We start from the raw sequence: 20,872 nt of genomic DNA on the forward strand, positions 1-20,872 counted from the left end.
GCCGATAATGAGGTTATCTCGGCGCGGGATGGTGTGCCTCTCCGCGGCAACGCGCTGCCTTCGACGATCCCCGTTACGCTTCCGTGGCCCTGCTCATCGCAGGCTTGCAGGACGACCTCCCGGATCTAGGGCTGACCCCGAAGCCGAAGTTCCTGCATCCCGCCGTCAACCGCAATCGCGGTTCCTGTGGTCGAGCGCGCTCGCGGACTCGCAAGGAAGGCGACGGCGTGAGCGATCTCTTCGGGGGTGACCAGGCGGCCGTGGGGTTGGCGTGCTTCGAGAGCTGCTCGTTCGGCTTCCGGATCAGTGGCGGTCTCGAGCAGCCGATTCACCCACGGCGTGTCCGCTGTGCCGGGGGTGACCGCGTTGACGCGGATGCCGTCGGCGAGGTGGTCGGCGGCCATGGCGCGGGTTAGGGCGAGTACCGCGCCTTTGCTGGCGCTGTAGAGCGCCCTCGCGGGCAGACCCGCGGTTGCGGCGATCGAGCTGGTGTTCACGACCGCGGCGTTCTTCGAGCGGAGGAGGTGCGGGAGGGCGTTCCGAGTGACCCGTGCAATGCCGACCACGTTCACGTCGAGCACCCTCAGCCACTCCTCCGAGGAGTTGTCCGCGATGGTTCCCTGCGCACCCATTCCGGCGTTGTTGACGACGATGTCGATCCCTCCGAGATGCTCTGCTGCAGCCGCCACGGCGCCTTCCACCGAGCTGTCGTCCGCGATGTCGCACAGGTACCGGCTCGATCCGAGGGGGGAGCCGGAGGGCTGAAGGTCGAGGGAGGCGACCTGCGCACCCCGGTCGAGAAACTCGCGGACGATCGCTGCCCCGATGCCGGAAGCACCGCCGGTCACCAGGGCGCGCAGACCCGTGAACTCCGCGGTCACGCCTGGCTCATCGTCTGGCGCTGGCGACCGAGGCCGTCGATCTCGAGCTCGACCACCTGGCCAGGTCGCAGGTAGGGGGTTCCGGGCAGGCCGAGCGCGACGCCCGCGGGCGTCCCCGTGTTGATGACGTCGCCCGGTCGCAGGACCATGAACCGGCTGAGGTACCAGACGAGGTACCCGACACTGAAGACCATGTCGACCGTCGATCCGTTCTGCCGGACCTCTCCATCGACGAGGAGACGCAGTCCGAGGGCCGAGGCGTCGAGGTTCGGCACCAGGACCGGTCCGAGCGGGTTGAAGGTCTCGCAGGACTTGCCCTTGTCCCACTGGCCGCCGCGCTCGAGCTGGAACTCCCGCTCCGAGACATCGTTCGAAATCGCGTAGCCGGCGATCACGGCAGCTGCGTCGGCGGGGGAATCGAGGTAGCGCGCTGTCGATCCAATCACCACGGCGAGCTCGACTTCCCAATCGGTCTTCGAGCTGCCGCGCGGGATCAGGACGTCGTCGTCGGGTCCGATGACCGTGTCCGGGTCCTTCATGAAGACGATCGGTTCGGAGGGGATCGCCGCTCCGGTCTCGGCCGCGTGGTCGCGGTAGTTGAGCCCGATGCAGATGACCTTCCCGGGTCGGGCGACAGGCGCACCGACCCGCATCGACGCAGCGCCGTCGAGCAGGGACAGCTCACCTGCGTACTGCGCCGCGCGCGCTCGGTCAATGCCGCCGCCGGCCAGGAACGCTCCGTCGATGTCGCCGGTCAGCGGTCGGAGGTCGTAGACGTCCCCTCCGATCCGGAGGACGGGCACCTCCCGTCCGGGTTGCCCGAGGCGAGCGAGAGAGCAGGACGGAAAAGGAGCAGATGCGGTCACTCCTGCACACTAACATCGGAGCTATTCATCACGAAGAAGCTGATTCGAGCCGTTCCGGGGCTTGCTGGCCGTCTTAAAGCTTGCAGATATCCGATGTCTGCGTGAAGGTAGGTCGAGCCGGCTCTGCCGCGACAGCATGAAGGAGCGAAGTGACCACCATCGTCTCGGTCGACACCATAGATGTTCGATTCCCCACCTCCCGCGACCTCGACGGGTCGGACGCGATGAACGCCGACCCCGACTACTCGGCGGCTTACGTGGTCATCAGGACCGACGCGCAGGACGGACTGGAGGGGCACGGCTTCGCCTTCACCATCGGCCGCGGCAACGAGGTCGAGACCGCAGCGATCGCCGCACTTGCGCCGTACCTCCTCGGTCGCGAACTGCGAGACGTGCTGGACGACATGGGCGCTACATACCGCCTCCTCGTTCACGACTCGCAGTTGCGCTGGCTGGGACCTGAGAAGGGCGTCATGCACATGGCGACCGGGGCTGTGATCAATGCGCTGTGGGACCTGCGAGCCAAGCGCGCCGACCGCCCACTGTGGCGGCACCTCGCCGACCTCGAGCCGGAGGAGATCGTCGGGCTGATCGATTTCCGCTACCTCAGCGACGCGCTCACGCAGGAGGAGGCGCTCACGATGCTGCGGAAGGCGCGCGAGGGCATGGACGCGCGCGAGATCGACCTCGTGACAGAGGGATACCCCGCCTACACGACCACGCCCGGATGGCTGGGCTACAGCGACGAGAAGCTCGAGCGGCTCTGCCGCGAGGCGGTCCAGGAGGGATTCGAGCAGATCAAGCTGAAGGTCGGCGGCGACGTCGAGGACGACGTGCGTCGACTCGCGCTCGCTCGGCGGACGGTCGGCTCGGACATCCGCATCGCCGTCGATGCCAACCAGCGCTGGGACGTGGACGCCGCGGTCGAGTGGATGCAGCGCCTCGCCCCGTACGACGTGGCCTGGATCGAGGAGCCGACCAGCCCCGACGACATCCTCGGACACGCCGAGATCGCCCGACGCATCGCCCCGATCCCGGTCGCAACCGGCGAGCACATCGCGAACCGCGTCATTTTCAAGCAGCTTCTCCAAGCGGAGGCGGTGGCGGTGGTCCAGATCGACGCCTGCCGGGTCGCCGGTGTCAACGAGAACATCGCTATCCTCCTGCTGGCCGCCAAGTTCGGCGTCCCGGTGTGCCCGCACGCCGGCGGTGTCGGACTGTGCGAGGTGGTGCAGCACCTCTCGATGTTCGACTACCTCGCGGTCTCCGGAGAGAAGAAGGGGCGCATGATCGAGTACGTCGACCACCTGCACGAGCACTTCGCGACGCCGGTACGGGTCGAAAACGGCCGCTACTGGCCGCCCCTCGTGCCGGGCGCAGGCACCGAGATGCTCGCCGCCTCCCTTCATGATCACGCCTTCCCCGGTGGCCGCGTCTGGTCCGGAGCGAATGCCTGAGCTGCTCGATCCGCTCGGCCGCTTCGTTCTCGGCACCGCGCAGCTCGGCAACCTCGGCCGCGAGCTCTCCGATGAGGCAGCGCGTGCTCTGGTCGACCGGGCCTGGAGTCTCGGCGTGCGCCGATTCGACACCGCCCCTCACTACGGCCTCGGGCTCTCCGAGCGGCGGTTGGGCGCGGCGCTGCGAGACAGGCCCCGGGACGAGTACGAGGTGTCGACGAAAGTGGGGCGGCTGCTGGTCCCGCAGATCCCGACCGGCTCGGACGACGAGGGGTTCCTCGTGCCTGACGCGTTCCGGCGCGAGTGGGACCCGAGCGCGGAGGGGATTCGCCGCAGTCTTAAGGAGAGCCTCGAGCGCACCGGGTTGGAGCGCATCGACACCCTCTACCTGCACGACCCCGACCGATACGGTCTCCGCGGACTCGACACGGCGCTGGATGCGCTGGCACAGCTCCGTGCAGAGGGGCTCGTGGGGCGCGTCGGCGTCGGTTCCACCTCCGTGGACGCGCTACTGGCTGGAACCGCAGCCGGAGTGGTGGATGAGCTGATGATCGCGGGGCGCTACACGTTGCTGGAGCAGCCCGCGGCGCTCGAACTCCTGCCCAGATGCCAGGTCGCCGGTATGGACGTCATCGTCGCCGGCGTCTTCAATTCCGGCCTCCTCGCGACTCCGGTTCCGAGCGACGGCGACCGCTACGAGTACGCACCAGCTCCGCGCGAACTCCTCGAGCGGGCACGGGCGTTGGCGGGAATCTGCGCGGACCACGGGGTCGAGCTGCCGTCCGCGGCTCTGCAGTTCCCTCTCCGCCATGCCGCCGTCACCGCGGTCGCTGTCGGCGCCGACAGCGCGGATCAGCTCGAGCAGAGTCTTCGCCGATTCACCGTGCCGCTCCCCGAGGAGCTATGGGCGGTCCTGGCATCGGGATGAGGGTCATCGACGCGCACGTGCATGTCTGGGAACTCGACCGCCTGAAGTACGGCTGGTTGACGCCGGCGGCGGGTCCGCTGTTCCGCGACGTCACCGTCGAGGAGACGCTCGAGGCGACCTCCGACGCGGGCGTCGACGGCCTCGTCCTCGTGCAGGCGGCCGATTCGATCGTCGAGACCCGATGGCTCGCAGACATCGCCCGCTCGACGGGCGCGGTGCTCGGGGTGGTCGGCTGGCTGCCGATCGGATTCCCGGAGCGAGTGGCGGCCGCCCTCGACACCGAGTTCGCCGATGCTCTCTGCGGCGTACGGGCACTGGTCCACGATTCATCCGACAACGGTCTCCTGGCGTCGCAGCCCGTCATCGAGACCGTCCGGCTCCTCGGGCGCCGCGGTCTCGCCTTCGACGTCCCGGATGCCTTCCCGCGGCTGGCGACCGCGACCTGCGAACTCCTGCGGGCAGCTCCTCACAGCGTCATCGTGATCGACCACCTGGGGAAGCCCGGGCCCAACGCCGACCTGGACGCCTGGGCGGACTGGATCCACAGCGTCGCTGCGCATCCCAACACCGTCGGGAAGCTCTCCGGGTTCACCTCCTCCGGAGGACGTCTCCCCGCCGCGGCGGTCGCGAGGATCGTCGACGTGGCGCTCGAGGCTTTCGGGCCGGATCGCCTGCTCTTCGGCAGCGACTGGCCCATCGGTGCGACCGGGGCCGGCTACCGGGACGTTCTCGACGTCACGATCGAGGCGATCAGCGCCCTGTCTGAACCGGAGCGCGCGGCTGTCCTGGCCGGGACAGCCGCACGGGTCTACAACTTCGCCGTCGCCTGACGGCGTCGCCTCGAGGTCGGCGCGGCAGCGGTGTCCGGCGGCGCCGCCACCTCTGCCTGCGGGAGCTCGGGCACAGACCCCCAGGCGAGAGCCTCGCGCAGCCAGTGCTCGACACCACTGATGTGCACCGTGGCCCACGCGCGCACGGTGTCGGGATCGTGACGGGCCAGGGCGTCGATAATTTGGGTGTGCTCGAGCAGGGTGCGCGACACTGCGCGGTCCTCGGTCAGGCCTCGCCACACTCGAGCGCGCACGGTGTGGCTCGAGAGCCCGTCGAGCAGCGAGACCAGGTAGGAGTTGCCGCCGAGGATCGAGATGCTGCGGTGGAACGCCAGATCGTGGGCCACGAGATCCTCGACACTGGTGTTCTCATCGACGTGCGTCATCAGCTCGCGGAGTGCAGCGATCCCCGCGTCGTCGACGCGGACGGCGGCCATCGCCGCCGCCGCGGGCTCCAGGATCCGCCGCACCTCGAAGAGCTCGAGCAGCGACTCGTCGTGATGGAAATCGACGACGAACGAGACGGCCTCAAGGAGGAGCCGAGGCTCGAGGCTGGTGACGTAGGTCCCGTCGCCCTGCCGCACGTTCAGCACATTCAACAGTTCGAGGGCCTTCACCGACTCGCGCAGCGAACTACGCGAGATGCCGAGGCGCTCGCTCAGATCCTTCTCGGGCGGGAGACGGTCGCCCGGCTTGAGCTCGCCGACGACGATCATCGACTTGATCTTCCTGATTGCCTCGTCGGTGACTGCCACGCGCTTATATTAGGGTCGCGCTGACGTCGCCACCCGGGGTGATCCCGGCCGGGCGACCTGTGCGGGGAGCCATTCGGCTTGACGGTGCCACTGCTCGGTCTGGCCGCCCTCGTGTCCATTGAACGGGTACACCTCGATCCGCTTCGGGCCCCGGTACCGGTTGTACGCGGCGTAAACCGTCGACGGCGGCACGATGTCGTCCATCAGAGCCACCGAGAAGAGCGCCGGAGCTGTGGCCCGCCGAGCGAAGTTGGCGCCGTCGAAGTAGGAGAGGGTGCTGAACACGGCGGCCTCGTGTCGACGGTGCACCGCGAGGTAGCGCTTGATCTCCGCGAACGGGTCCTCGCCGCACACGTCCACGGCGCGCCGGAAGTGACAGAGGAAGGGCACGTCCGGCATCACAGCACGCACCAGCGGATGCAGCGCCGCCGCAGCAAGCGCGATCCCTCCGCCCTGGCTGGCGCCGGCGACGGCGATACGACCGGCGTCGACGACGTCGAGGTCGGCGGCGGCGTCGATCAGTCGGACCGCGTCCGTGAACAACCGGCGGTAGTAGTACTGCTCGGGATCGAGCACTCCGCGAGTCATGAAGCCTGCAGTGGCAGGACCCGACCCGGAAGGGTCAGGGGTGTCACCACCGGTGCCCCAGCCGCTGCCCTGCCCACGCGTATCCATGAAGAGGTGCGCGTAGCCCGCCGCCGCCCAGAGCAGCTTCTCCCCGGCCACTCCTCGACCGCCGTTGTAGCCGTTGTACTCGATCACCGTCGGCAGAGGCCCCTGCGCACCGGCGGGAGCACTGAGCCAGGCCCTGATCGGCTCGCCACCGAAGCCGGGGAAGGTCATATCCGTGACCGTGATCGCCGAGAACGGAGCCTGCGCGTCGGAGAGCACGACGGATCCTCCCGAAGCACGGGACTCGGCGAGGGCGCGCCCCCAGAAGTCGTCGAAGTCGCTTGGTTCTGCGACGTCAGGCGAGTAAGCCTCCAGCTGATCCAGGGCGAGGTCGGTCAGAGGCATCAGGAACTCCTTGCGGTTGGGCGGAACGGACATCAAGGGCCTCAGACATCATATGAAAGAACTTGACTCCTGGTCGTTCCGCCGGTCAAACTACCCACGCACCGCAAATGCCGCCCGTAAACATCGGACGGCTAGACGGAGAACAACTTCTGCCCAGCCGATGCGGCGGGCGACGACAACGTAGTCACGGAAGGACTCAACAATGCAAGCACACGGTCTCGGCCCCGCCATGGGCCGACGCGTCCTTCTCAGCGGCGCACTCGGACTGGTGGGCATGAGCGTGCTCGCCAGCTGCACCGCTCAGGGTGCGAGCTCGGATTCCGCCGCTGTCGACGAGGACGGCGTCGCGAAGGTCGACTTCTGGGGGTGGGTCCCCGGCCTCGAAGACATGGTGGCCACCTGGAACTCGGCGAACGCCGACGTCCAGGTCAGCTTCCACCGCATGACCGGGGACGACGGCGCGAAGGTCAAGGCCGCAGTCGACGCGGGCGCCGGTCCTGACCTCGTCCAGTTGAGCAGCCACGATCTTCCCGAGTACGTGATCGCAGGGCGAGTCCAGGACATCTCGGAGTACACCGAGGGAGTGGCGGAGAAGTTCACCGAGAGCTCCTGGAGCCAGGTCAGGTTCAACGACGGCGTCTACGGTGTCCCGCAGGGCATCGGGCCCGCGGGGATGATGTACCGCGAGGACCTGTTCGCGCAGTACGGCATCGAGGTCCCCGAGACGTGGGACGACTACGTCGCCGCTGCCAGGACCCTGCACGCCGCGAACCCTGAGGTGTACATCGCCGGATTCTCGCCGACCGAGATCGGGCAGTGGATGCAGGAGGTCTGGCAGGCCGAGGGCAGCTGGTTCGGCATCGACGGCGATCAGTGGATCGTCAGCGTCAACTCGCCCGAGAGCAAGCTCGTCGCAGAGCGCTGGCAGCTCCTCCTCGACGAGGGACTGGTCAAGGTCACGCAGATGTGGACCCCCGACTACTGGGCCGACATCGCCGCCGGACGCATCGCCACCGTCTCGTACGCCGCATGGTTCCCGAACCTGCTGGCCGAGAACGTCGGCGACACGGCCGGCAAGTGGAAGATCGCTCCGCTACCGGTGAATGCCGGCAGCACCGCCGCAGGCGAGTCCGGCGGAGCGGCGGTCGTCGCGCTCAAGGGCGCGAAGAACCTGGAGGCCTCAGCGCGCTTCGCGGTCTGGCTGAACTCGGCGGACGAGAACCAGGACACCTTGATCACGGTCGGCGGCCTCTTCCCCTCGACGGTCGTCGGACTCGCGTCGCCGGCACTCGAGCAGCCCCAGCCTTTCTTCGGTGGGCAGGTCACCTCCGAGGTCTTCGTCGAGGCCGCGAAGAACACCCCCTCCACCTGGGTCGACGGTCCCGCGTTCTCCAGCGTCCAGACGGGCATCACCGACGGCTTCTCGCTCGTCGCGACGGGCTCCACCACGTTCGTCGAGGTCCTCGACGAGGTGCAGGCCGACACGATCGCGACCATGGAGTCGAGTGGTTTGAACGTGAAGGGGGCCTAGCCGATGTCGGTGCCGACGACCACACTTCTCCCGGGCGGGCCTCGTTTGCGGCCGGCCCGGCGCTCCGCGCCGGTCACCGGCGGGATGCGGATCGCGCCGTACCTCTTCGTGCTCCCGTTCGTGGCCCTGTTCCTGCTGTTCCTCGTCGCCCCCATCGTGGTCGCGATCTGGAACAGCCTGTTCTCGGTCAAGACGTCGGGATTGGGTTTCGGAGGCGATACCGGAGCGGTGTTCGTCGGCATCGACAACTACATGCGCGCCTTCGCCGACTCGAGCTTCCTCGGAGGCTTCCTCCGCGTGATCCTGTTCGGGGCCGTGCAGGTGCCCGTGATGCTGATCATCGCCGCCGCACTGGCCCTGCTCTTCGACTCGCCTCTGGTCAAGGGCACACGCTTCTTCCAGCTGGCGGTCTTCATCCCCTACGCGATCCCGGGAGTGATCGCGGCTCTTCTGTGGGGGTTCCTCTACCAGCCGGGCGTCAGCCCGCTGGTGCAGCTGCTGCAATCGGTCGGCATCCCCGCCGACTTCCTCTCGCCGGGCTCAGTGCTCTGGTCGATCGCCAACATCAGCGTCTGGTCGAACGTGGGGATCAACATGATTATCCTGTTCGCCGCCCTGCAATCGGTCCCTCGCGAGATGTACGAGGCCGCTCGGCTCGATGGCGCCGGGGAGGTGCGGATCGCTCTGAGCATCAAGGTGCCGATGATCTGGCCCGCGGTCCTCCTCACCACGCTCTCCTCGATCATCGGCACTCTGCAGCTCTTCAACGAGCCCTCGGTACTGCAATCGATCACCTCCAACATCTCCACCGCCTACACCCCGAACATGGCGATCTTCGCGATGTCGACGACAGGCAACAACTCGCAGCTCGCCTCGGCCATGGCCGTGATCCTGGGCGTCGCCACCTTCGTCTTCTCGCTCGTCGTGATGCGGATCAGTACTCGTCGAAACGGAGTGAACCAGGCATGACCTCGACACTGGAGGAGCGCACCGCCTCGACCGCCCACGCCCCGAGACGCGAACGCCCGGCAGCAGCGGAGCGCTCCTCGAGCAGACTCTGGACGACCGTGGTGATGGTCGCGATGATCATCGCGACCATCTACTTCCTGCTCCCCGTCTACTGGCTCATTGTGGCCTCGACCAAGTCGACCTCCGAGCTCTTCTCGACACCCGGGCTCTGGTTCGCGCAGATGAACCTGGGCGAGAACCTCGCGGCCCTCTCCTCCTACGACGGCGGGATCTTCTGGCGCTGGGTGGCGAACTCGGTGCTCTACTCGGTGATCGGCTCGGCACTGACGGCCCTCGTGTGCGCCATCACCGGCTACGCGCTCGCCGTCTACCAGTTCCGCGGTCGCAAGCTGATCATCGGTGCGGTCCTGGGCAGCATGCTCGTCCCGGGCACGGTGCTCGCTCAGCCGACCTACGTGCTCCTGGTCGGCATGGGTCTGAACAACACCTACGCGGGCGTCCTCCTCCCCGCGCTGGCGTACCCCTTCGGAGTCCTGCTCTGCTACGTCTACATCCAGGCCTCGGTGCCCATCGAGCTCGTCGAAGCCGCGCGCATCGACGGAGCCGGCGAGCTGCGCATCTTCGCCTCCATCGCCTTCAAGCTCATGACGACCGGGCTCGTGACCGTGCTGCTCTTCGCGTTCCTGGGCAGCTGGAACAGCTACATGCTGCCGCTGCTCGTGCTGACGGATCAGGAACTCATGCCGCTGACCGTCGGGTTGACGGGCTGGAACCAGTCCTCCATCACGATCCCGGGACTGCAGATCTTGACCGTCGTCGGCTCCCTCGTCTCGGTGGTTCCGATCGTGATCGTCTTCCTGTCGCTCCAGCGCTTCTGGCGCTCGGGACTGGCCAGCGGGGCGGTGCGCTTCTAGTGACGCGCCTGCTCTCGTCCTCACCCGCCGGGGAGTGGGTCGAGGGGTACCCTCTCGGCAACGGCCGCCTCGGTGTCATGTGCCTCGGCGCAGCGCTCTCGCCGCATTTCCAGATCAACGACGGAACCGCGTGGTCAGGCTCGCCCCGCAATGAGGCGGCTTTCGCCGTTCCGACTCCGCAGGAGGCGTCCGAGCTGCTCGCCGAGAGCCGCCGCCGCCTCGCGGCCGGCGACCCGGAGGGAGCGGAGCAGCTCCTGCGCCGCGAGCAGACCGGATGGACGCAGGCCTATCAGCCCTTCATCGACCTGCGGCTCTCGGTGTCCGGCACCGCGTCGACGGGCTACCAGCGGCAGCTCGACCTCGCGTCGGCGCTCTGCTCGGTGACCGCCGACGGACTCCTGCAGGAGGCGTTCGTCAGCGCCCCGCACGGAGTCTTCGTCGTCCGCCTGACCTCGGAGGCGCCGGTCGACGTGGTCGCCGAGCTCTCGACGCAGCATCGGGTCCTCGCGACGGAGAACCGTCGTCTCGAGCTGCGCCTGCCCAGTGACGTCCCGCCGGCGCACGAACCGGCGGAGCCCGTCCGCTGGTCGGCGGAGCCGGGCAGCGCACTCGAGGGCGCGGCCGTCCTCGACTGGCAGCACGACGGCACCGACGAGGTGCGCGAGGGGCTCCCGGTCGCCGTCGGCGTCCGCCGCCTCACGCTCGTGCTCGCCACCCGCACCACCTTCCAGGGGCTGGGCCGAGAGCCGGAGGGCACCGCTCGTCGAGCGGGAGACGCTGCCGCACAGACCGTCGCGAGCGCCCTCGCGGAGGGGTGGGACGCGCTCCTCGCCGCGCACACGGCCGATCACCGCGCGCTGTTCGACCGCGTCGTGCTCACCCTCGGGCCGCAGCGATCCGTCGACACCGGTGAACGGCTCGGCGCCGTCTACGCCGAGGGGATCGCAGCCGATCCCGCACTGGCCGCGCTGCTGTTCGATCTCGGCCGCTACCTCCTCATCACCTCGTCCCGCCCCGGCGGGCTTCCGACGACGCTGCAGGGCCTGTGGAACGCGGAGTCGCAGCCGCCGTGGTCATCGAACTACACCACCAACATCAATCTGCCGATGAACTACTGGCCCGCAGAGGTGGTCGACCTCCCCGAGACGCTCGAGCCCTACCTCGAGCTCGTCGACGCGCTCGCCGTTCGCGGCCGCGCGACCGCCGAGGCGCTGTACGGCGCCCGCGGTTGGGTGACGCACCACAACACCGACGCGTGGGCGCACACCACAGCGGTCGGCGCCGGACGCGGCGACGCCTCCTGGGCGTTCTGGCCGATGGCCGCCCCCTGGCTGCTCGCGGTGCACCGCCGGCACCTCGAGTTCGGTGGAGACGACGCTTTCGCCGAGCGTGCTCGGCCCGCCCTGCGCGGCGCTGCGCAGTTCCTCCTCGACTGGCTGATCGAGTCGCCGGACGGCTCCCTCCAGACCTCCCCCTCCACCTCACCCGAGAACCGGTACCTGCTCGAGGGCCGCCCGGTCTCGCTGACCACCTCCAGCGCGCTCGACCTCGCGCTGACGAAGGAGCTGCTCACCACGGTGGTCGCGGTCGACGAACGGTGCCGGACGGTCGACGACCTCACCTCCGCGGCCCGCGCAGCACTGAGCCGGATCCCCTCGGCACCTCTCATCCATGAGGGACGCCTTCTCGAGTGGGGGAAGGATGTCGAGGAGGAGGATCCCCGTCACCGCCACGTCTCACCGCTCTACTCGATCTTCCCCGGCGACGAGGTCCCCGGTCCCGTCCTGGTCGAGGCCGCCACGGCGATGCTGGAGCGGCGCGGAGACGACAGCACCGGGTGGTCGCTCGTCTGGAAGGCAGCGATCTGGGCCAGGCTGGGGCGCGCCGACCGGATCCAGGACCTCCTGCCACTGGTGTTCCGCCGCGCGACCTCGGACGCCGGCCCGTGGCACGGTGGCCTGCACTCGAACCTCTTCTGCTCCCACCCACCGTTCCAGATCGACGGCAACCTCGGCTTCACCGCTGCCGTGGCCGAGATGCTGCTGCAGAGCCACGCGGGTGTCATCGACCTGCTGCCCGCACTGCCTCCGGCGTTCCCCGAGGGGGGCGTCCACGGGCTGATCGCCCGGCCCGGCGTCTCGGTGTCGATGACCTGGGCCGGCGGAGTGCTCGTGTCCGCTGCGCTGCGCTGCCACCGGCCCTCGGCGGCCGGCCCGCACACCATCCGGTACCGGGAACGCGTGCTGGTCGTCGCGGTTCCCTCTGAAGGAGAGGTCTCGGTCGACGTGGACGCACTTCGGGCCCCGTGACTCCCCTCCCACTCCTCCGACCGCCCCCTCCACGAGAGAACCCGCCACCGCATGACCACCTTCACCTCCCGGTCCGCCGACCTCCCCGCCGGCACGACATTCCCGTGGATCGCGGACGGGCTGGCGTACGGCGGCGACTACAGCCCCGAGCAGTGGCCGGAGTCTGTGTGGCAGGAGGACGTCGCCCTCATGCGGCGCGCCGGGGTGAACTCGCTCAACGTCGGCGTGTTCTCCTGGGGGCTGCTCGAGATCGCCGACGGTGAGTTCGACTTCGCCTGGCTCGACCGCGTCCTCGATCTGCTCGCCGAGAACCGGATCGGCGTGAACCTCGCGACCCCGACTGCAGCCCCTCCCATCTGGCTGCTGCAGGCCCACCCCGAGATCGCGCCCGTCTCGGAGGAAGGGGTTCGGGTCGCGCAGGGCGGCCGGTTGGGCTGGCACCCCTCGTCGCAGGTCTTCCGGCGCTATGCGCTGAGGATGGTCGAGACCCTCGCAACCCGCTACGCCGAGCACCCCGCTCTGAAGATGTGGCATGTCAGCAATGAACTGGGCAACGAGAACCACCACTCCTACGACGCCGAGACCGCGTCCGCCTGGCGGTCGTGGCTGCTGAGGCGCCACGGCGGTGTCGCAGAGGTGAACGCGGCTTGGGGCAGCGCCTTCTGGGGGCACCACTACACGAGCATCAGCCAGGTGGAGCCTCCGCGGTGGAGCAGCACCAACCGCAACCCGGGGCTCCTGCTCGACTGGGAGCGCTTCTCGAGCGATGCACTGCTCGCCCACTATCGAGCCGAGCGCGACGTCCTCCGGCGGATCACTCCGACCGTCCCGATCACGACGAACTTCATGGTGCAGAACCACCCGGGCGTTGCGAACTACGCGACCTGGGCGAGGGAGGTCGACCTCGTCGCCAATGATCACTACACGATCGGCGCGGACCCCGAGCGATACGGGGAACTCGCTTTCAGTGCAGACCGGGTCCGCGGCATCTCGAGCGGTGAACCCTGGCTGCTCATCGAGCACTCGACGTCGGCAGTGAACTGGCAGAAGCGCAACCGCGCGAAGTCGTTCGGCGAGCTGGCGCGCAACAGCCTCGCGCACATCGCCCGCGGCGCCGACGGCGCTCTGTTCTTCCAATGGCGGCAATCGACCGCGGGCAGCGAGTCCTTCCACTCCGCCGTGGTACCCCATGCAGGAGCCGAGACGAAGGTGTTCCGCGAGGCCGCCGACTTCGGCGCACTGCTGCAGCGGATCTCCGAGGTCCGAGGGTCCCTGGTCGAGCGAGCTCGCGTGGCGATCCTCTTCGACGAGGACTCGGCCGCGGCGCTGCGGTCCAGCCGCACGCCCTCTGTCGACCTGACGGCGCTCGACGTCCCGCTGGCGCTTCATCGCGAACTCACCCGGCGCGGCGTCGCAGTCGACGTCATCCCTCCATCTTCGCCACTAGGCGACTACGAGCTCATCCTGGTGCCGACTCTCTTCCTCCTCGCAGATGAGCATGCGAGCCGACTGCAGGCGGCCGCGCACGCAGGAGCGCACGTCCTGGTCACTGCGTTCTCGGGAATCGTCACACCCGAGAACCGCGTCCGCGAAGGCGGCTATCCCGGCGCACTCCGCGACCTCCTCGGAGTGAGGTTCGAGGAAGTCTTCCCCCTCCAGCCGGACGAGACTGTGACGCTCGACAACGGCTGGACGGGGACGATCTGGTCGGAGCTCGGCGCCGCCCCCGCGGCCGACGTCCTGGCACGCTACGTCGGCGGGGAACTCGACGGACGGCCCGCCATGACCCGTCGCACGATAGGCAGCGGAACCGCTGCCTACCTCTCGACACATCTGACACCCGCCTCGCTTACCGAGCTCGTCGGCGACATGCTCGATCTCGCACACATCACTCCCGTCACCCCGGGGCAGGAGGGCGTCGAACGAGTCCGACGTCGCACTGAGGAGCGCAGTTGGCTCTTCGCGATCAACCACAGTGCCGAGCCGCTGACGGTCACCGGTCGCGGGGTCGATCTCGTCACCGGCGCCCGTGTCGACGGGGTACTCGAACTTGCAGGCGGCGCCGTGGCCGTCATTCGCGAGGACTGAACCGAGTTGGGCACGGTCTTCGTCGTGTCGGTGCTGTTCGCCCGGAGGTCGCCCTCGACTTCGGATGCCGCACTCCCCAGCCGCCGAGGTTGAGGTGGGAAGAGATGACCTGCTTCAGGTCGGCCCGCGTCCTCCTCAGCCACTCTTCAGAACCTGAGTCAATCTCCGATAATGTATCTTATGTCATTTTGGAGCCGCATGTCCGCTCGGGGCGCAAATGGTCCGGCCTATCGAAGCTGCCCGAAACATGTTGCTCGTCCGATCTCGTGGATTGGCCGCTTTCCTGTCGCGTTTCCTTACCGTAAGGGTGAGCGATCCGCGAGCGGATACGCGCCACTCGTACTCGTACGCTCACCGTCGAACAGGCCGATTTTGTCCGCAGGCCGTCGTTGACACTCCACCCACTGACATCGAGATTCTTACCCGCTCCACCGTCCAACCCTTAGAGCTCGCTGCGGCTGGGAAGCGGCTCATCTCCCACTCCTGAGCCCCGTAGGACTGAGGTCACTCCCTGCGCGATCGTGGCCAGAAGTAGTGCCCCGAAGCTGACCGCGAATGCGTTGACCAGGGCGGCTCCCGCCGCTCGCAGCGCGACGGAATCACCGGAGTACGCCGCGTCCTGTTGGAGGGGCGAGAGCTGCGAGGCCAGAGCAGTGAGCGCGATGGCGGTGCCGAGGGTGAGGCCGAAGTTGTGCGCCACTAGTCGGGTGCCGTTGACCGATCCGCGGTGACCGGCGGGGACGCCGGCCATGATTGCGGCGGTGTTCGACGGAGTGAAAAGGCCGATTCCGAGGCCCGCGACGAAGAGCGCGCCCCCGAAGGCCAGCGGTACGGCACTCAGGACGGTAGCGGCAATGAGTCCGCCGAGGCCGATCGCGGCTGCCGCGGCGCCGAGCGCACCCTGAATCCGTGCGGGGACGCGGTTGATCATCCGACCGCTGACGGGACCGATGACAATGATGCCGATCGCCAGGGGAACCACCTGCAACCCCGCCTCCAGGGCGTTCGCCCCGTTCGTGACCTGGAAGTACAGCGCGACGACGACGACGACGGCGGACTGGGGCATGGCGGCGAAGAAGCCGCTGATCAAGGACATCCAGCGCAGCCTGCTGCCCAGGACGAGCTCGGTCGCGACGAGCGGATGAGCGAGCCGCCGCTCGAGCACGGCGAAGGAGACGGCGGTGACGACGAAGACCGCTGCGCATCCGAGGAACGCCGGGCTCGCCCAGCCCCACCGGGAGCCGAAGCCGACGGCGAGCAGGACCGATCCCATCATGAGGACGCTCAGTGCGGCTCCGCCCCAGTCGAAGCGGTACCCGGGAGCGGCGGCCGGCGGAGCCTGCCGCAGAGTGCGCACGGCCCACCAAACGCCGAGTAGGCCGATGGGCACGTTGAACCAGAACAGGGCCCGCCACCCGAGCGTCTCGACCAGCGCCCCGCCGACGACAGGACCGAGCACGTTCGCCGCGGAGACGAACATCATGTTGTAGCCCAGCGCCCGGCCCAGCGCCGCGCCACGGAAGACGTCGGTCAGCTGGCCTGTGATGTTCGTGATGATCGCGGCGGCCGCGACTCCCTGAGCGACCCGCAGGGCGATCAGCACCGGAGCGGACCACGCGAGCCCGCAGAGCAGGCTCACGAGAGTGAAGAACCCGAGCCCGAAGAGGTAGACGGCGCGTCGGCCGACCATGTCCGACATCCGGCCGAAGGGCAGGATCATCACCGACAGCGAGAACATGAAGGCGTAGACGATCCACTCGCTCTCGACCGGACCTGCGGAGAACTGCCGGGTGAGCGCGGGAACGGCGACGGAGACCGAGCTGCTGTTCAGGAAGACGAGGGTCACCCCGAACGTTGTGACGGAGAGGACCCGCCACGCGTACCGGTCGTCCGTCGCCTCGCCCGCACTCACGCCGGCGGCGCCGGGCGGCGCCGATGGAACTCGGTCACGGACTGGAACGCGGCTCCGACCCTGATGGTGTTCGCGTCCTGCCACGGCGTGGCGACAATCTGCAGGCCGACCGGGAGGACCTCCCGGGTGAACCCGGACGGGACGGACAGCCCGGGCACCAGGGCGACGCTCCACGGATAGGTCAGCGCCGTCCCGGACGCGGTCGTGCGCGTCATGTCTTCGACTCCGTCGATCACGGTTGGAGGAATGCGCACGGTCGGCATCACCGCGGCGTCGACGGTGCGCAGGGTGCGGTGCACATCCCGGCGCCACTCGGCCATCCGAGCGGTCGCCGCGGCTACGCCCGCGCCGGTGATCTCGGAGCCGAGCCACAACCGCTGGCGCACGTCGGGGCCGATCAGATCGGGTGAATCGTGCAGGGCGCGCCGGTAGCGGGCGTAGGCCTCGACGCGGATGATGAGCGTCGCATCGGCGTTCGCCTCCGCGGATCCGGGCACCTCGATCTCGACCAGCTCCGCGCCGAGTCCGCGGAGGACGGAGAGCGCCGCCTCGGTCGCTTCGGCGACATCGGCGTCGAGGTCGTCGAAGAAGTAGCCGCGTGGCACCCCGAGGCGCACGCCAGCGAGATCCGTCGCGCGAGCGGCCGCTGCGAGGCCGTGGGGCGGCGCGTGCTCCACCGCCCAGGCGTCCTCCGGATCGAATCCGGCCATCACCTCCATTACAGCGGCCACGTCCAGGACGGAGCGGGCGAGAGGGCCGACGGTGTCGAAGGACGGACTGATCGGGCGGACTCCGCGGTTGCTGACCGAGCCGTAGGTCGGTCGGAGGCCGGAGACGCCGGTGAAGGACGCCGGGATGCGCACGGAGCCGCCGGTGTCGGTTCCGAGGGCGGCTACTGCGAGGTCGGCCGCCACCGCGGCTCCGGAGGCGCCGCTCGAGCCCCCGGGGATCCGCGTCGGATCCCACGGATTGCGCACCGCGCCGAACGCCGCGTTGTCGTTGGTGCCGCCGTAGGCGAGCTCGTGCAGCGACACCTTGCCGATGACGATCGCTCCGGCGCGGCGGAGCCGGTCGACGACAGCGGCGTCCTGCGTCGGCACGCGGTCGCGGAAGAGCGCCGAGCCGGCCGTCGCGGGGACGCCCGCGACGTCGGTGTTGTCCTTCACCGCGAGGATCGTCCCGCGCAGCGGAAGCGCGTCGTGGGGACGGAGGTCCTGCTCCTGCGCCTCGGCGAGGGCCTGCTCCGCGCGGACGGTGATGAAGGAGTTGACCACCGGGTCGACCTCCGCGATGCGGTCGAGGAACACCTCGACCGCGCCGGTGGTGGCGTGCTGCGCGCGGTACTCCGGTTCGTCGATATACCGCGCGAGGTCGATCGCGGTCACAGGGCGCCCTCATCGAAGCTGGTGCGGTGGCCGACGTCGCGCATGTGACTGACGGTGGACATGGCGCCGATCTCGATGTGCACCGACATGAAGCGGCGAGCGAGATTCGCATCGCGCTTCTCGAGGGCCTCGGTGATCGCCTCGTGGTGCTCCAGAGAGGCCAGCGCGCGGCGATCGAGCCAGACCGCTTCGACCGGCATGGCCGACCAGACGCGCTCGATGATCTCGTTCAGCAGCCGACTGCGAGCGGAGCGATAGACCGCCTGATGCCACACGGCGTTGAGGTGCGCCGTGTCGGGATGCGACCCGGTCGATGTCACGGCTGAGCGGAACGCCTCGTGCGCGTCGCGGATGCGCTCGAGGTCTTCGTCCGTCGCGTGCGCGACGGCCAGCTCCGCGGCGAGCGGTTCGAGTTCGGCTCGGATGCGGTAGATCTCGGTCGTCTGATCCAGCGGATAGTCGACGACGATCATCCCGCGGTTCGGCCGGTGCTCGATCATCCCGTGCGCCTGCAGGAGACGCAGCGCCTCCCGGATCGGCGTCGGGCTCATCTTCATATCCTCGGACAGCTCGCGGACGACGAGGCGCGACCCGGGTGCCAGCCGACCGGACTCGATCGCCTCGCGGACTCGGAGGAAGGCCGCCTCGGTCTTCGTGAGCGAGTCCGAGTGGACGCCGCCGTCGGCGCGCCCCTCCTCCGCAGTCAGGCGATTCCGCATCGCTCCGAGCTCGGCCCGGTCAGGTGTCGTCATGGTCAGCACGGTAGCACATTTGATTTATCTAGCGACATGATTAGGAGGTGATGATTGAATCCGAAACACCGCGGGATTTTGGGCGAAGCCCTCCACAGGCGTCACAGCATTGGAACTATGTGGAAACGCGGTCGAAACATGACGGGCTAGCGTTGAAGCTGTTCGTGATGAGCGATCCTGCATTTGATCTAATTGAGATACAGATTTGATCGAATCAGCGCCGTGAACATCGCAGGTCCCGCATTTCGGATGCGGGCAGCAGAGAGGAACCCCGTGGCATCCGCCTCCCCATCCCGGCCGAATCAGCTCGCTCCGGTCTTCCGCGACTACCCCGAGTTCGGGCCGGCGCGGCACTTCGGCGGCTACGGCCGCTCCATCCCCCAGGTGACCTGGCCCAACGGAGCCCGCGTCGCGATCAGCCTCTGCCTCAACTGGGAGGAGGGATCGGAGGTCTCCATGGCGTCCGGCGACGGTCGCAACGAGGGCCTGGCCGAGATCCCGTACACGATCGACCCGCAGTACCGGGACCTCGCGGCGGAGTCCATCTACGAGTACGGCGGCCGGGCCGGTGTCTGGCGGATCGCCCGGCTGCTCGATCAGTTCGACGTCCCCGTGACCCTGTTCGGCGCCGCGATGGCGTACGAGCGCACGCCGGACGTCGCCGCCTGGGCGAAGGAGAAGGGCCACGAGGCCTGCTCGCACGGCTGGCGCTGGGAGGAGGTGTGGCGGCTCTCCCGCGACGAGGAGCGGGCGCACATGCACGCCGCGATCGAGTCGATCGAGCGGACCACCGGAAGCCGCCCCGTCGGCTGGTACTGCCGATACGGCCCCTCCGTCAACACCCGCGAGCTGCTCGTCGAGGAGGGCGGGTTCACCTACGACTCCGACGCCTACAACGACGACCTGCCGTACCACGTCGAGGTGTCGGGCAAGCGCCACCTCGTGCTGCCCTACACCTTCACGTTCAACGACGGCCGCTTCGTGCAGGCCCCCGGCTACGCGCATCCCGGGCACTTCTTCGAGAACCTCAAGCGCGGCTTCGACTATCTCTGGGACGAGGGCGCCACCCATCCCAAGATGATGTCGATCGGTCTCCACCCGCGCTGGACCGGTCAGCCCGGCCGTGCCTCCGCGCTGCGAGACTTCCTCGAGTACGCCCACGAGAAGGGCGACGTCTGGTTCGCCCGGCGCATCGACATCGCCCAGCACTGGGAGGCGAACGCGCACACGTTCCCGGGGTACACCGCATGAAGGCCGTGACCTTCGCCTCCTACGGCGACGCCTCCGTCCTCGAGTACGGCGACCGCCCCGACCCCGAGTGCGGGCCGGACGACATCGTCCTCCGCGTCGGCGCCGTCGGGGTGAACCACGTCGACATCGACATGCGCAACGGCACCTCGCGCTTCCCCCTCCAGCTGCCGCACACCCTCGGGCTGGAGGCCGGAGGAACCGTGGTCGAGACCGGATCCGGCGTCTCCGGCTTCAGCGTCGGCGACCGCGTGACGGCGATGCACCAGCTCGTCTGCTACCGCTGCGACTACTGCCGTGCCGGTGTCCAGCAGCACTGCCGCGAGCTGCGGATCCTCGGCGTAAACGCGCCCGGCGCGTACGCCGAGTACCTGCGCGTCCCGGCCCGCTCGCTCCGCCACCTCCCGGACACCCTCTCGTTCGAGGCCGCTGCCGTCACGCAGACGAGTGCTGCGACGGCCTGGCACTGCCTCGTGACCCGCGGCAGGCTCCGGCCCGGCGAGTGGGTCCTGGTCTCGGCGGCCGGCAGCGGAGTGGGCAGCATCGCCATCCGACTGGCCAAGCTTCTCGGGGCCCGCGTGATCACGACGGCGGGGAGCGCCGGCAAGCTTGAGTTGGCGCGAGCCTCCGGAGCGGACGCGGTGATCGACTACCGGACCGAGGACGTCGCCGCCGCCGTGCGCGACATCACCGACGGCCGCGGCGTCGACGTCGCGCTCGAGCACATCGGCGGCGACAACTTCACCGCCTGCATCGCCTCGCTCGCCATCCGCGGCCGGATGGTCGTCTGCGGCGGTCACGCCGGCGAGACCGTGCCGCTGGACCTCATCGCGCTCTTCCGTTCCGAGCACGAGGTCATCGGCTGCGCACGCGCGGACGAGACCGAGATCCAGGCCGTCCTGGACCTGACCGCCTCCGGCGCACTCGTGCCGGTCATCGACTCGGTGTTCCCGCTCGCTCAGGCGGCCCAGGCGCACCGCCGCATGGAGGACCGGCTGCAGTACGGGAAGCTCGTGCTCCTGCCCTGACC

Annotated in this window: 17 protein-coding genes and 1 pseudogene; 10 read left to right on the forward strand and 8 right to left on the reverse strand. The window is 68.7% G+C overall.

All coding sequences use genetic code 11. The features are described 5' to 3' along the window. Window positions 1-125: 125 nt before the first annotated feature. Entirely contained in the window at window positions 126-881 is a 756-nt protein-coding gene (locus NB037_RS02090) for an SDR family NAD(P)-dependent oxidoreductase (protein ID WP_251943188.1), read from the reverse strand. Beyond that, window positions 878-1,684 carry a fumarylacetoacetate hydrolase family protein gene (locus NB037_RS02095; RefSeq protein WP_251943189.1) on the reverse strand — a complete coding sequence of 269 codons (807 nt, stop codon included), beginning with the start codon at window positions 1,682-1,684 and terminating at the stop codon, window positions 878-880. The genes NB037_RS02090 and NB037_RS02095 overlap by 4 nt, the downstream gene beginning before the upstream one ends. Window positions 1,685-1,896: 212 nt before the next feature. On the opposite strand from NB037_RS02095, the gene NB037_RS02100 reads away from it, so the two are divergent. The 3 genes from NB037_RS02100 to NB037_RS02110 are packed head-to-tail and all read left to right on the forward strand — an operon-like array spanning window position 1,897 to window position 4,962. After that, window positions 1,897-3,204, forward strand: coding sequence for an enolase C-terminal domain-like protein (locus NB037_RS02100; protein ID WP_251943190.1), 1,308 nt, complete (start codon window positions 1,897-1,899; stop codon window positions 3,202-3,204). Then, on the forward strand, window positions 3,197-4,132 hold the full coding sequence (locus NB037_RS02105; RefSeq protein ID WP_251943191.1) for an aldo/keto reductase: 936 nt from the start codon (window positions 3,197-3,199) through the stop codon (window positions 4,130-4,132). The genes NB037_RS02100 and NB037_RS02105 overlap by 8 nt, the downstream gene beginning before the upstream one ends. Further along, complete coding sequence (locus tag NB037_RS02110) at window positions 4,108-4,962, forward strand: amidohydrolase family protein (protein ID WP_251943195.1); 855 nt, start codon at window positions 4,108-4,110, stop codon at window positions 4,960-4,962. The genes NB037_RS02105 and NB037_RS02110 overlap by 25 nt, the downstream gene beginning before the upstream one ends. Here NB037_RS02110 and NB037_RS02115 read toward each other — a convergent pair. Continuing rightward, the gene (locus tag NB037_RS02115; RefSeq protein WP_251943197.1) at window positions 4,941-5,717 is read right to left on the reverse strand and encodes a FadR/GntR family transcriptional regulator; all 777 of its coding nucleotides are present in this window, start codon (window positions 5,715-5,717) and stop codon (window positions 4,941-4,943) included. The genes NB037_RS02110 and NB037_RS02115 overlap by 22 nt on opposite strands. Before the next feature lie 9 nt (window positions 5,718-5,726). Further along, window positions 5,727-6,734, reverse strand: coding sequence for an acetylxylan esterase (locus tag NB037_RS02120; protein ID WP_251943199.1), 1,008 nt, complete (start codon window positions 6,732-6,734; stop codon window positions 5,727-5,729). Window positions 6,735-6,936: 202 nt separating this feature from the next. Between NB037_RS02120 and NB037_RS02125 the strand changes: the two genes are divergently transcribed. The 5 genes from NB037_RS02125 to NB037_RS02145 all read left to right on the forward strand — a co-directional run bounded on the left by NB037_RS02125 (window position 6,937) and on the right by NB037_RS02145 (window position 14,545). Beyond that, window positions 6,937-8,265, forward strand: coding sequence for an ABC transporter substrate-binding protein (locus NB037_RS02125; RefSeq protein WP_251943201.1), 1,329 nt, complete (start codon window positions 6,937-6,939; stop codon window positions 8,263-8,265). An 84-nt stretch (window positions 8,266-8,349) separates the two neighbouring features. After that, entirely contained in the window at window positions 8,350-9,234 is an 885-nt protein-coding gene (locus tag NB037_RS02130) for a carbohydrate ABC transporter permease (RefSeq protein WP_251943203.1), read from the forward strand. Further along, the gene (locus NB037_RS02135) at window positions 9,231-10,148 is read left to right on the forward strand and encodes a carbohydrate ABC transporter permease (protein ID WP_251943206.1); all 918 of its coding nucleotides are present in this window, start codon (window positions 9,231-9,233) and stop codon (window positions 10,146-10,148) included. Before NB037_RS02130 ends, NB037_RS02135 begins: the two co-directional genes overlap by 4 nt. Further along, window positions 10,148-12,457 (forward strand): glycosyl hydrolase family 95 catalytic domain-containing protein, encoded by a 2,310-nt coding sequence (locus NB037_RS02140; protein WP_251943208.1) that lies wholly within the window; start codon window positions 10,148-10,150, stop codon window positions 12,455-12,457. Before NB037_RS02135 ends, NB037_RS02140 begins: the two co-directional genes overlap by 1 nt. A 51-nt stretch (window positions 12,458-12,508) precedes the next feature. Further along, window positions 12,509-14,545, forward strand: coding sequence for a beta-galactosidase (locus tag NB037_RS02145; protein ID WP_251943210.1), 2,037 nt, complete (start codon window positions 12,509-12,511; stop codon window positions 14,543-14,545). Window positions 14,546-14,987: 442 nt separating this feature from the next. On the opposite strand, the gene NB037_RS02150 is transcribed toward NB037_RS02145, so the two are convergent. The 4 genes and pseudogenes from NB037_RS02150 to NB037_RS19985 all read right to left on the reverse strand — a co-directional run. Next, window positions 14,988-16,391, reverse strand: a complete 1,404-nt coding sequence (locus tag NB037_RS02150; RefSeq protein ID WP_251943212.1) for an MFS transporter — start codon at window positions 16,389-16,391, stop codon at window positions 14,988-14,990. Window positions 16,392-16,453: 62 nt separating this feature from the next. Continuing rightward, the gene (locus NB037_RS02155; protein WP_251943213.1) at window positions 16,454-17,842 is read right to left on the reverse strand and encodes an amidase; all 1,389 of its coding nucleotides are present in this window, start codon (window positions 17,840-17,842) and stop codon (window positions 16,454-16,456) included. After that, the gene (locus tag NB037_RS02160; RefSeq protein ID WP_251943215.1) at window positions 17,839-18,315 is read right to left on the reverse strand and encodes a GntR family transcriptional regulator; all 477 of its coding nucleotides are present in this window, start codon (window positions 18,313-18,315) and stop codon (window positions 17,839-17,841) included. The genes NB037_RS02155 and NB037_RS02160 overlap by 4 nt, the downstream gene beginning before the upstream one ends. A 3-nt stretch (window positions 18,316-18,318) precedes the next feature. Beyond that, a pseudogene (locus NB037_RS19985) lies at window positions 18,319-18,594 on the reverse strand (GntR family transcriptional regulator); the annotation flags it as partial. Window positions 18,595-18,867: 273 nt separating this feature from the next. Here NB037_RS19985 and NB037_RS02165 point away from each other — a divergent pair. Next, window positions 18,868-19,845 (forward strand): allantoinase PuuE, encoded by a 978-nt coding sequence (locus NB037_RS02165; protein WP_251943217.1) that lies wholly within the window; start codon window positions 18,868-18,870, stop codon window positions 19,843-19,845. After that, window positions 19,842-20,870: a zinc-binding dehydrogenase gene (locus NB037_RS02170; RefSeq protein ID WP_251943219.1), complete on the forward strand. Its 1,029-nt coding sequence runs from the start codon at window positions 19,842-19,844 to the stop codon at window positions 20,868-20,870. Before NB037_RS02165 ends, NB037_RS02170 begins: the two co-directional genes overlap by 4 nt. Window positions 20,871-20,872 lie beyond the last annotated feature (2 nt).

The sequence above is a fragment of the Rathayibacter rubneri genome (assembly GCF_023743255.1).
In the GTDB taxonomy this organism is placed as follows: Bacteria; Actinomycetota; Actinomycetes; order Actinomycetales; family Microbacteriaceae; genus Rathayibacter; species Rathayibacter rubneri.

What these genes read in the sequence shown, in the direction of transcription:
- NB037_RS02145 (WP_251943210.1), top strand. Translation starts at nt 12,509, where the DNA reads ATGACCACCTTCACCTCCCGGTCCGCCGACCTCCCCGCCGGCACGACA.
- NB037_RS02135 (WP_251943206.1), top strand. Translation starts at nt 9,231, where the DNA reads ATGACCTCGACACTGGAGGAGCGCACCGCCTCGACCGCCCACGCCCCG.
- NB037_RS02120 (WP_251943199.1), bottom strand. Translation starts at nt 6,734, where the DNA reads ATGCCTCTGACCGACCTCGCCCTGGATCAGCTGGAGGCTTACTCGCCT.
- NB037_RS02130 (WP_251943203.1), top strand. Translation starts at nt 8,350, where the DNA reads ATGCGGATCGCGCCGTACCTCTTCGTGCTCCCGTTCGTGGCCCTGTTC.
- NB037_RS02160 (WP_251943215.1), bottom strand. Translation starts at nt 18,315, where the DNA reads ATGATCGTCGTCGACTATCCGCTGGATCAGACGACCGAGATCTACCGC.
- NB037_RS02125 (WP_251943201.1), top strand. Translation starts at nt 6,937, where the DNA reads ATGCAAGCACACGGTCTCGGCCCCGCCATGGGCCGACGCGTCCTTCTC.
- NB037_RS02110 (WP_251943195.1), top strand. Translation starts at nt 4,108, where the DNA reads ATGGGCGGTCCTGGCATCGGGATGAGGGTCATCGACGCGCACGTGCAT.
- NB037_RS02105 (WP_251943191.1), top strand. Translation starts at nt 3,197, where the DNA reads ATGCCTGAGCTGCTCGATCCGCTCGGCCGCTTCGTTCTCGGCACCGCG.
- NB037_RS02170 (WP_251943219.1), top strand. Translation starts at nt 19,842, where the DNA reads ATGAAGGCCGTGACCTTCGCCTCCTACGGCGACGCCTCCGTCCTCGAG.